Here is an 11,227-nt window from a genome sequence, read left to right on the forward strand (position 1 = left end):
TGAATCGCGCCAGGGGCCACGGCACGGCTCACACCCCGCAAGAGCGCTTTCACGCATAAATATAATCGGCAGCCGGTCAGCCCACGCCATATCCAAATAAAAATTCCCGCTCCGTTGTGGTGTTCTTGCCGATAACGAACCAACCAGAACATGAGGGCATCCATGCAGACCAACACCACCGGCGCGTTCCGCCGTCGATCCGCCCTGGCCCTGACCCTGGCGCCGATTCTGTCCGGCGGCCTGGCCCTGGGTGCCCATGCGCAGACCGCCACGCCGGTCGCGCCGCAGGCCAGCACAGAAGAGCCGGGCGATACGATCATCGTCACCGCACTCAAGACCAGCCAGCGCCTGATCGATGTGCCTGCCCCGGTCACCGCGCTGTCGGCCAACACGCTCACCGAGCAGAATCTGACCAACATCCGGGACTACTTCAACCGCATCCCCGGCCTGCAGTATTCCGGCCAGGCCGTGCACAGCCTGTCGCTGCGCGGCATTACCACCGGCGGGGCCACCAATCCCACGCTGGCCGTGCTGGTTGACGATGTGCCCTTCGGTTCGGCCACCGCCAACGGCGATACCGACATTCCCGATTTCGACCCGGCGATCCTTTCGCGCATCGAAGTGCTGCGCGGCCCCCAGGGCACGCTCTATGGTGCGGCCAGCCTGGGCGGCATCATCAAGTACGTGACGCAAGACCCCAGCACCACGCAATTTACCGGGCGGGTGGAAGCGGGCGTTTCCACCGTGGCCCATGGCGGCCAAGGCAATTCGCTGCGTGGCTCGCTCAACGTGCCGCTGATCAAGGACCGCGTCGCGCTGGCGGTCAGCGGCTTCTATCGCCGCGATCCGGCCTGGGTGGACAACACCGACAGCAACACCGGGCAATTCCTGGCCAATGCCAACCACCAGCGCCAATGGGGCGGCCGCGCCGCGCTGCTGCTGCGCCCGGTGGATAACCTGACGATCACGCTCAGCGCCATTCGCCAGCGCCTGCGCACCGAGAACAGCGGGTTGGTCGATTTCAAGTCCGACACCGATTTCAACAGCGTCAACGCCGATCCCTATTCGGTCACCCGCGTGCTGGGCCAGCCCAGCCGCAGCCAGTTCGATGTCTATTCGGCGCGCGCCGTGCTCGATCTGGGCAAAGTCCAGGTCACCTCGGTCACCGGCTGGAACGTCAACGAATCCGTGCCCTACCAGGATCTCACCAGCATCTTCGGCGGTTTGCTCGGCCGCTATTACCCCGGCCTGTCGTCGGTGTTCCTGACCAATTCGCACCGCGCCACCCGCTTCTCGCAAGAGCTGCGCCTGTCGGGCAACAGCACGGCACTCGACTGGATGCTCGGCGGGTTCTATTCGGTCGAGCACGCCAATATTTCGCAAACCATGCTGCTGATGAACGCCAGTGGCAGCCTGATAGACACGCCGTATGTCGGCGCCGGGCCTTCCACCTATCGCGAACTGGCGGCGTTCGGCACGGTGACCGGGCACCTTGCACCCGGCCTCGATCTGCAAGTGGGCGGCCGCTATGCCCACAACAAGCAGGACAACCTTTCCACCGTCGCCACCACGGGCGTCGCGCAATACATCTTCGGCTTTTCCAGCAGCGAAGAACACCGCACCTCGGAAAGCCCGTTCACCTGGCTGGTTTCGCCCAGCTGGCACATCACGCGCGACGTGATGGTCTATGCGCGCGTTGCCAATGGCTATCGCCCCGGTGGCACCAATACCCTGGCCGATGGCGTACCTGGCACCTATCGCTCTGACCGCGTGGTCAACTATGAAGCGGGCGCCAAGGGTTCGGTGCTGGAGGGCAAGCTCGATTTCGACCTGTCGGTGTTCCAGATCGACTGGAGCCGCATCCAGTTGCAGAACACCTCGGCCAACGAGCTGACGTTCACCACCAACGGCGCCAAGGCGCGCAGCCGGGGCGTGGAACTGGCCGGAACGGTGCGGCCTTGGACCGGCGGCGCGATCAGCGGCAACGCCACGTTCACCGATGCCGTGCTGACCCAGGCGCTGCCGGCGGCCACCGATGGCGGTTCCGCGCTGGTTGGCGCCAAGGGCGATCGCCTGCCCAACTCGGCGCGGTTCACTGCCAATATCGGGCTCGATCAGAAAGTGCGCCTGGGTGAAGGCATCAACGGCTCGCTGAGCGTGAACTATGCCTGGACGGGCAAGCGGCCGGGCGATTTCCTCAACAGCCTCGCCGCGGCCGGCCGCGAACGCCAGATGCTGCCCAGCTATGGCCAGCTCGACGTGCGCGCCGGTGTCGCGCTCGATGCTGGGTGGAGCGTCAACATCTTTGCGCGCAACCTGACCGACGAACGCGCCGTGCTCTATGCGATCAACCGCAACGGCACCACCGCGCCCTATGGCCGCTACATCCCGCCCCGCACGGTCGGCGTGCAGTTTGCCGGTTCCTTCTGAACGGCCAATCCCCCGAAACATTCGGGTCGCAACGGTCCGCTGCCTTCATTCCACGGAGGCAGCGGATTTGCCGTTTCAGGAAGACTGACTTTCCCCACCCGCCCGCACGCGCTCCAGCAGCAACTGCGCGGCGGCGATATCCTGCACGGCGTGGCCGAGCGACTTGTAGAGCGTGATATCACGCGCATCGCGGCGCCCGGGCACCTGGCCGAGCAGCACCTCGCCGATCTCGGCCACGATATGGGCGTCATCCACCACACCGGCGGCGCGGGCGACCAGGAATTCGGCAGCAGCCTCTCGCGCGTTGGCCTTGCTGTCGGCGATATAGCGCGCGGCCGCGACAAGGGCGGTGTCGGCTTCCACCGGGCCGGGCGCGCTCGATCCCACCAGGTTGACGTGCGTGCCGGGCCGCACCCATTGCCCCAGCAGGATCGGCTGGGCAGCGCCGCTCACGGTGCAGATCACATCGGCCTGCGCCACTGCCGCTTGCGCGTCTGGTGCCACGGCCACGGGCAAGCGGTCCTGCCATTGCTGCACCACAGCCGCCGCGCGGGCAGGATCGCGGCCCCAGATCAGGATGCGCTCAAAACGATGGACCAGCGGCAGCGCGGCCAGGTGGGTATGGGCCTGCCCGCCGGTGCCCATGATCAGCAGCACGCGGGCATCGGCGCGGGCCAGGGCGCGCGTGGCCACGGCCGTAGCCGCGGCGGTGCGGATGTGAGTCACCGCCTCAGCATCGACCACGGCCACGGGATGGCCTTGTGCCGGCTCGAACAGGGTGATCACGCCGCGATGGCTGCGCTGGCCCGGCCGGGCCGGATCGGCGAACACGCTGATCAACTTGGCCCCAAACATGCCATCGTCTGCCAGGCTCGCGGTCATCTGGGCAAAGGTGCGCCCCTCGCCCATGTGGATCATGGTGCGCGGCAATTGTCGCGTTGCGCCGGCCGAAAGCGCGCGCATCGCCGCCTCCATGGCCGCGATGCAGGCAGGATAATCGAGCAGGCGATGCACGCGCTCGCCATCGATGAACACCAGGTCTTGCGCCATCTTGGCCTCTTTCATGCGCGCGGCAGGGCCGCCAGGAACCGGTCTATGTCGGCATCGTCGTTCTGCACCGAAGGCGTCAGGCGAAAACGGTAGGCCGACAGCGTCAGCTTTACCCCCGCCGCCGCCATTGCCGGGCCAATCCTGGCGCGGGCATCGGCGCAGATCGCTGTCACGATCGGGGCGCCGCATTCGGGCGGGGTCATGACCGTATAGCCGCGCCCAGGCAATTCGGCTTTCAGCCGGGCTACCAGCCCTTGCGCATGGGCCTGGATGCGCGCCACGCCCGTGGCCATGATCCAGTCGAGCGAATGGTGCAGTTGCGCGATCACCGCGTGGCTGTGGGTGCCCAGGGCAAAGCGGCCGGTGGCATTGTCGGCAAACGCGTAGTCGGCCACCGCCTGCCCCGGCGGATCGAGCGGATAGATATGCGGCTGGAACGTATCGATGCCGTAGTACCCATAGGCACAGCGCTTGAGGCGCGGCCAGACATCGCGCCGCACATAGAGGAACCCCAGCCCGAAATCGCCCATCAACCATTTGTACGAAGCGCAGGCGGCGAAATCGACGCCGCTGGCTTTCACGTCCACCGGCACGCAGCCGGCGGCATGAATCATATCGGCATAGACCAGCGCGCCATGGGCATGGGCCAGGTCGCACACCGCTTTGAGGTCATGCTCGAACCCATTGATCGTCGACACTTGCGAAAGTGCCACGAGCCGCGCCCCACCGGCAAGCGCCCTGGCCATATCCTCCATGCGGATGCGGCCATCCACCGCCTGCACCCAGGTGACGTTCACCCCCTGGCGCGCCATTTCTTCGTAAAGCGGGATGGAGCCGAAGAAATGGAGCGTGTCGGTCACCACGCGCGCACCGCCGTTACCCGGCAGGTCCAGGGCGCGCAGCACCATCTGCTCGGCCGCCGTGGTGCTTTGCACATAGGTCACTTCATCGACATCGGCGTTGATCAGCCGGGCAAACTTGGCCAGCAGGCCGGCCTCGTCCAGATCATAGCCTTGTGCCGCCGGGTCCAGCCGCCGCTTGGCGAGATATGCCTCAATCGCCGCCTGGCCACCCAGGCTCAGCGGGTGCTGCGATCCGTTGTCGAGGTAGGCCAGGCTGGTGGGCGCAAAGGCAGCGCGGGCCGGTAGCGTGGTGGCGATTGGCGCGATGACGGTTGGTGCAGTTGCCGCCGCCGCGGCGTGCGCAGCCTGCGGGCCCACTGCCATGCCGGCAGCCACGCCCGCGCCGAGCCCCTGCATCGCCTGGCGCCGCGTCAGCCCCGCGCCCGCCATCGCCTCTTTGCCCTGCCGATATGCCATGGTGCCCTGCATAGCCGCGCGCCGCTGCCAATTCATGCCGTTTCGCAGCGTGTTTGCGCATAACCATGCCGGGCAGGGACACAGCGCGGCGTTCATGCAGGATGACCATGCATTTCGTCGATTTAATCTTGTTCTGGCTCAAAACCCAGATAGCCATTGCGCAAATTGCAGGAATTTTCGCATGGCCGAACCACTCAGCCCGATCGATCTCAAGATTCTCGACCAGATCCAGCAGGATGCCAGCCTTTCCACCACCGAACTCGCTGAAAAGGTGGGCCTTTCGCAATCGCCGTGCTGGCGGCGGCTGCAACGGCTGCGCGAGGAAGGCTATATCAAGGGCCAGGTCGCCCTGCTCGATCGCAAGCAATTGGGCGATGCGATCATTGTTTTCGCCACGCTCAAGATGGCCGCGCTGTCGGACAAGCAGCGTGAGGATTTTCTGCGCAAGATCGAAATCACGCCTGAAATCCTGGAGTGCCACACCATTTTCGGCGAGCGCGACATCCTGATCAAGGTCATCGCGCAATCGCTGGAATGGTATCAGAAATTCATCTTCAAGGTGGTGCTCAAGCTGCCCGGCGTGATCGACATCGTGTCCACCGTCACGCTGTCGGAACTGAAGCACACCACAGCCATTCCCGTGCGCGGTTTTGCCAGCGTGTGACGATCCCGGCGTGGTGCCGTGCCCGCGATCCTGCGTTCGAACGGAGAAGGGTCATCGCCGCGCCTGCTGGAACACGGCCATCTGCGCCGCCAATGCCGCCTGGAAAGCAGGGCGCGCCCTGCCGCGTTCGACATAGGCGGCCAGGTTGGGGTGGGCGGCCACGAGGCCGGGTTCTGGAACATTGCGCAGCACGTCGATCATCAGCAAGTCACCGATCGTGAAGCGATCCTCCAGCCAGTCGCGATCCCCGATCTCCCGTGCCAGTTGCGCCAGCCGCATGACGGCCAAGGGGCGCACCGCGGCCTTGGCTTCGTCTTGCCACGGTTTTCCATCGGCGAAGAAGCGCAAGATGGTCAGCGTGCCGAGAAACGGCTCGATACTGTTGAGCGCCGCGAACGCCCAGCCGATCGCCCGCGCCCGCCCGGCGGGGTCGCGGGGCAGCAGCCGTTCGTCCTTTTCGCCGATGTGGATCAGGATCGCCCCGGATTCAAACAGGGTCAGGCCGTTCTCGCGATAGACCGGAACTTGGCCAAAGGGCTGCTCGGCAAGGTGCTCTGCGGATTTTTCGGTGCCCGCCCCGCCGACAAGACGGACGCGATAGGGCAGGCCGATTTCCTCCAGTGCCCATCGCACCCGCAGATCCTTGACCCGTCCGCGCGCCATTTCGGGCACCCAGTCGTAGGCGGTGATTTCGATGGCGGCTTGCGGATCGATCGGCATGTCAGGCTGCCCCTTGCTGCATGGCTGCCGACGCAGCGGCCATGTCCATCCACATCACTTCCCAGATATGGCCATCAGGATCTTCAAAGCTGCGCCCGAACATGAAGCCGAAATCCTGCGTCGGCGTCGGGTCAGCCTTTCCGCCGTTGGCCTTGGCCTGCTCGACGTAGGCATTCACCGCATCCTTGCTGTCGGCAGACAGGCACAGCAGCACCTGCGCGCTGGCATGGGCATCCACGATCGGCTTGGTCGTGAAGTGCCGCCACTTGTCGTGGGTCAGCAGCATGACATGGATAGTGTCGCTCATGACCATGCAGGCGGCGGTCTCGTCGGTAAACTGCGGATTGTTGGTCGCACCGATGGCGGCGTAGAATGCCATCGACCGGTTCAGGTCGGTTACCGGCAGGTTGATGAAAATCATCTTGGACATGGCTGGTTTCCTCTGAACGCGATTACTGGCTGATTTCAGGGGTGACGAGGCGCGCGAGCTTGTCCAGCGAGTCCTGCCAGCCAAGATAGCACATCTCCGTTGGGATGGCGTCGGGAATGCCGGCCTGTTCGATGCTCAGCGCCGTTCCGCACAATACCGGCGTGAAGTCGACCGTGACGACGATCTCGCCGGGCAGGTTGGGATCATCGAAGCGGTCGGTATAACGCAGCCGTTTTCCAGGCACGAATTCCAGAAATTCACCGCCGAAACCATGCGATCCGCCGGTGGTGAAATTCGTGAACACCATGCGAAAGCGGCCGCCCTCGCGCGCATCAAAATGTTCGATGCCGGCCGTAAAACCATAAGGGGGCAACCATGCCGCCAACGCCTGTGCCTCGGTAAAGGCACGGAAGACCTTGTCGGGTTTGACAGGCAAGACGCGGTGAAGATGGACGGTTCCGGGCATGTCAGGCTCTCCTCTTGGTTTGGCCTCTTCATTGGGCCTCTTCATTGTGTCGCTTCATTGAGGCAGGGGCACCTCGCACAGCATGGCCACATAGGCTTTGAGATGCGCGACGCTGGCCTTCGCATGCGCCGGGTCGCCGCTGGCTTTCGACAGGATAAACCCGCCCTGCAGAACCGCCTGGAAATGCAGCGCCAGGTCGATCGGCTGAACGCCGTGGACATTATGCGCCGCCAATGCTGCGGCGATATCGGGCACCAGGCTTTGCGCGTGGCCGAAGATGCTCGCCTCGCAGGCTTGGCGGATGGCGGGGCTGGTGCCGTGCACCTCCTGCACCATGGTGCCGACCAGACAGGTGAACGCGGCAATCTCGTCCGACACCAGGTCACGCCGGAAATCGAGATAGGCAAATACGCGGTCGAGCGGATCGGCAGGCAGGTGATAGGGAGCGCCGGCAAACAGGGCGGAGGTCGTTTCCGCCCAGTTGTTTGCCGCAGCCACGCCGAGCGCTTCCTTCGAGGCGAAATGGTGGAAGAACGCCCCTTTGGTCACACCCGCTGCCGCGCACAGTTCATCGACGCTGGTCGCCGTGAAGCCCTTTTCGCGGATCAGCTTTGTCGCCGCGTCGAGCAGGTGCGCCCGCGCATTGCGCTTGTTGGGAGATGAGGCTGCTCGACTCGACATGGGCAAAACATACCAACCGGTTGGTATGTCGTCAAACGCGCGGTTACGCGCATGTGCACAGCGCCTACTCCGAGCTACCCCGAAAAATGAAACGGCCCCGTTCCGTTTCGTTGGAGCGGGACCGTGCGGGATGCGTCAGTGAGTCTGCACGGGCTCTGCCGCCGCGTCGCTGGCCAGCATGTCCCGGCCCTTTTCGCCCAGCATCATGCCGATCAGCGCGGCGAGCGGGCCGCCAGCGATGCCGCTGGCTTCGCCGCCGGTGCTGATCTGGATGCGGGGGACGATGTCCACGCCCGACTTTTCCAGCGCATCGGCCAGGCGCTCCACGATCTGGCGCGTGAGCTGGTTGTGCGCGCCGCCCGATGCCTCTGCCTGGCGGGCAATGGTTTCGGCGGTGGCAAGGCCGGTCTTGGTGATGCGTTCGGCATCGGCCGCGGCCAGGGCGATCATCTTGGCCGCCTCGCCTTCACCGATGATGCGCACGCGCTCGCTTTCGGCCTTGGCCAGGGTGCGGGTTTGCTCGGCCTGCTGCGTCGCCTGGCGCAGGGCCGCCTTGCCCTCGTTTTCGCGCACGATGATCGAGAGTTCCGACTGGGTGATGGCAGTCTGCTGGTTGGCGCGCGCCTCGGCCTCGCGCAGCGCCTTTTCGCCTTCGGCGGCGATGCGCTGCTTTTCATAGGTGGTCACGCGCTCTTCGGCCACCTGGCGTTCGCGCAGCTGTTGCAGCACTTTCTCGATCTGGTCGTTGCCGGCGCTGGCGCGCGGCGTGCCGATCAGCACCTCCTGCATTTCCAGGTTGTAGGTGGCAAACTTGGCCCGCATTTCGGCGCCGGCCTGTTCCTGGATGTCGCTGCGTTCCTGGAGCAGTTCGATCAGCGTGCGCTTCTGGGCGATGTTCTTGAAATAGGCCGAGACCATCGGATCGAGCGTCTGTTCGACCAGCTTCTTGATATCGCCAAAGCGCTGCACCACCAGCGGCGCCTTGCGGTAATCGATATGCACCACCACCGACAGCGGCAGCGTGGGTTCGAACGCGTCGCGCGTGATCAGCGAGACTTCCGACAGGTTTTCGTCGAACTTGTGCTGGCCGATCGTGTCGCTTTCCCACTTCAGGATGAAGTTGGTGGTAGGCACGATCAGGATCTTGCCGGCATAGGTATTGAACGCATATTTGCCGGGCAGCAGAGGATCGCTCCACACCCCGCGTGACCCGCGCGCGACCAGCTCGCCATGGCGATAATCATCGCCCGAGGTATCGGCCGTGTCATTGCCGGTATAGCTGATCACCACGCCGACATGGCCCACTTCGATCACCGTCTTGGCGACCATTTCCACCGTGGCGAACAGGCGGTTGATGTAATAGCTGCCTTCGACCAGCACCTGCAACTGGCGCCCGCGCCGGCCACCGGCGGCGATGAACTTCTCCGGGTCCTGGAACGAGTTGTGGAACGTGGCGGCATCGCCCTGCTGCGTGCCCACTTCGGGCGCAATGATGTGATCGGCGCTGAGCGCGGGGCCATCGTGCACGGTGACAATGCCGATCTGGTCGGCCGAATCCTTGATCACCACGGCTTCGAACCCGCCGCGCCCGGCGATCAGCGTCTGCATCTGGCCGAACAGATCACCATCATTGGCATTGAGCATCAGGCCATGGATGCGATCACGCGTGATGATCACGAACTGCGCGGTGTTGATGGCATAAGTGCCCTCGCGCAGGATCGTGCGCTGCGGCCCCTTTTGCCCACCGGCCGACAGGAACGCGCGCACATCGAGGAAATCAGCGGTCTGGGCATTGCTCGCCAGGGTCTGCGTGGGGCCAAGCGGCGCGCCATCGCGGGCGAAGACATAGCCGACCTGCCCCTGCGGAATGGTCACCAGCGACTGGCTATGGATGCGGTACTGGAACGGGAAGAAGAAGTGATAGCCGCCGCGCAGCACATCGGGCTGGAACCCGGCTTCGCCGCGCAGAGCGATCAGCCCGTCGGTGATCGAACCGGCGCCGCTCCACAGCTTTTCGACAATCGCCACGCGATTGTTGCCGACATAGCGCACGCAGCGCGACGCCACGAACAGCACGAAGACGAACACGACGAGCACGGCAGCAGTGCCGAGCATGATGGGATCAAGCATGGATGACATCCTGTGGAGTCTGGATCAGGGGAAACAGCAACCGGGGTGACGCAACCCTCACAGCAGGCCGCACGCATGCCTGCCAACTGCGCCGGCTATCCGGCCCGGCTAGGGCAAGCATGGCGCCCGGCATGGCATACCGGCGTGCGGGAATGGTGCGGATGGGGTGGTGCGGTTGCGCATGGGCGCGCGGCCACGGTCAGGCGTGGTTGATGCCTGGCGCGGACTGTGCGCCGTTAAGGCCGCAAGCGGCCTGGGCTTTCAAACCTGTGCTTGGTGAAAGTGAGCCGGGCGATGCGCCGGGCCGAAGGGAAGAATTGCACACCCATGGGTGCTGTTGCCCTGTTAAAAGCCGCTCGATGCGGCCACCGACTCATCTAGGCCGTTTTCACAGCGAAATCCACAACAATCGCAATGTCACACAGTATCCTGCCCGTCAGAACCGGGCCGATACTTGAGGTCGATATAGCGCGCCATGACGCGCGCCTGGTCCTGTGCTGCGCCTGATCTTTGGCGCACGTCCTGCTCCAGGGCATCGGCCAAGATTGCCAGGGCCTGGGCCGTGCCTTGCTGCACTCCGGGATCGGATGCGGGCGCGGCGCTGCTGGCGGCGAGCAGGCGGATGATATCCTGGGCGATCGGGCCGGCCTCGGTGGGCGCGGCCAGGCTGGCGATGCGTGCCAGTTGCGCATCAGCCGCCGCGCCAAAGCGGCCCTGCGCTGCGGCCAGGGCCGGGGCCAACGACACTGCCGGCGGTGCCGCCACCGCGCGCTGGCGCCGATCGGCCAGCGCCGCCACGCCGCTTGCCACCACGGCCGCGGCGCCATAGGCGGCCAGGAACCAGCCGCCCAGATGCAGGGCATGGGGCAACCAGGCCGCCCACGCATGCGGGGCATGGCCCAGCGCGGCATCGGTCACCAGCACCAGGCCATAACCGGGCGCCAGGAAATGCAGGGCAATGCCCGCCACCAGCCGTCCGCGCCGGATCGGGCGACCGGCCGAACGGGCAGGCACGCCGAGCACGGCCGACTGATCAGCGAGGTAAACCGGCGGTCTGTCTGCGGTCATCGTGCATCGATCCAGGCGCCGCGCGCTGCGGCATGGCCCATCTGCCCCGCTTCCCGCGAAACTTGAAGCAATTTCGCGCCAACCCTGACTGGACGGTTCCCGGCGCAGGCGATAGCAATGGCAACAAAGACAAATCTGCCGTTACCGTGCGGCACAAAGGTGGGGGCATTCTTGGGGGTTTTTCGTGCAGCCGCGGCGCTGGCCGCCGCTTCTTCGCGGCCATGTGCAGCGCTCGCCCTGCTGGGCTTGGGCCTGGGTCTGGGGTTGGG

General features: G+C 65.0%; 10 protein-coding genes. 2 read left to right on the forward strand and 8 right to left on the reverse strand.

The window, feature by feature from the left end; all coding sequences use genetic code 11:
- Nucleotides 1–162 precede the first annotated feature (162 nt).
- A complete protein-coding gene (locus SCA01S_RS16865) occupies nt 163–2,430 on the forward strand; it encodes a TonB-dependent receptor (RefSeq protein WP_062787723.1) in 2,268 nt (755 codons plus the stop codon).
- Between the two features lie 75 nt (nt 2,431–2,505).
- Here the strand turns inward: SCA01S_RS16865 and SCA01S_RS16870 are convergent, their stop codons facing one another.
- Together SCA01S_RS16870 and SCA01S_RS16875 are read right to left on the reverse strand one after the other, a co-directional pair.
- Nucleotides 2,506–3,495, reverse strand: a complete 990-nt coding sequence (locus tag SCA01S_RS16870; protein ID WP_062787725.1) for an ornithine cyclodeaminase family protein — start codon at nt 3,493–3,495, stop codon at nt 2,506–2,508.
- The gene (locus tag SCA01S_RS16875; RefSeq protein ID WP_245652729.1) at nt 3,492–4,799 is read right to left on the reverse strand and encodes an aminotransferase class V-fold PLP-dependent enzyme; all 1,308 of its coding nucleotides are present in this window, start codon (nt 4,797–4,799) and stop codon (nt 3,492–3,494) included. Before SCA01S_RS16875 ends, SCA01S_RS16870 begins: the two co-directional genes overlap by 4 nt.
- Before the next feature lie 181 nt (nt 4,800–4,980).
- On the opposite strand from SCA01S_RS16875, the gene SCA01S_RS16880 reads away from it, so the two are divergent.
- Nucleotides 4,981–5,463, forward strand: coding sequence for an Lrp/AsnC family transcriptional regulator (locus SCA01S_RS16880; protein WP_022678075.1), 483 nt, complete (start codon nt 4,981–4,983; stop codon nt 5,461–5,463).
- A 51-nt stretch (nt 5,464–5,514) separates the two neighbouring features.
- On the opposite strand, the gene SCA01S_RS16885 is transcribed toward SCA01S_RS16880, so the two are convergent.
- The 6 genes from SCA01S_RS16885 to SCA01S_RS16910 form a co-directional block, all read right to left on the reverse strand.
- On the reverse strand, nt 5,515–6,183 hold the full coding sequence (locus SCA01S_RS16885; protein ID WP_062787727.1) for a glutathione S-transferase family protein: 669 nt from the start codon (nt 6,181–6,183) through the stop codon (nt 5,515–5,517).
- A 1-nt stretch (nt 6,184) separates the two neighbouring features.
- Nucleotides 6,185–6,613 (reverse strand): VOC family protein, encoded by a 429-nt coding sequence (locus SCA01S_RS16890; protein WP_062787729.1) that lies wholly within the window; start codon nt 6,611–6,613, stop codon nt 6,185–6,187.
- Nucleotides 6,614–6,635: 22 nt separating this feature from the next.
- The gene (locus SCA01S_RS16895) at nt 6,636–7,079 is read right to left on the reverse strand and encodes an SRPBCC family protein (protein WP_062787731.1); all 444 of its coding nucleotides are present in this window, start codon (nt 7,077–7,079) and stop codon (nt 6,636–6,638) included.
- 54 nt (nt 7,080–7,133) lie between these two features.
- Nucleotides 7,134–7,760 (reverse strand): TetR/AcrR family transcriptional regulator, encoded by a 627-nt coding sequence (locus SCA01S_RS16900; RefSeq protein ID WP_062787732.1) that lies wholly within the window; start codon nt 7,758–7,760, stop codon nt 7,134–7,136.
- Nucleotides 7,761–7,895: 135 nt separating this feature from the next.
- On the reverse strand, nt 7,896–9,890 hold the full coding sequence (locus SCA01S_RS16905; protein ID WP_157089026.1) for an SPFH domain-containing protein: 1,995 nt from the start codon (nt 9,888–9,890) through the stop codon (nt 7,896–7,898).
- Between the two features lie 417 nt (nt 9,891–10,307).
- Nucleotides 10,308–10,958 (reverse strand): hypothetical protein, encoded by a 651-nt coding sequence (locus tag SCA01S_RS16910; protein ID WP_062787734.1) that lies wholly within the window; start codon nt 10,956–10,958, stop codon nt 10,308–10,310.
- Between the last annotated feature and the right edge of the window lie 269 nt (nt 10,959–11,227).

This window comes from Novosphingobium capsulatum NBRC 12533, from assembly GCF_001598375.1.
Classification (GTDB): domain Bacteria; phylum Pseudomonadota; class Alphaproteobacteria; order Sphingomonadales; family Sphingomonadaceae; genus Novosphingobium; species Novosphingobium capsulatum.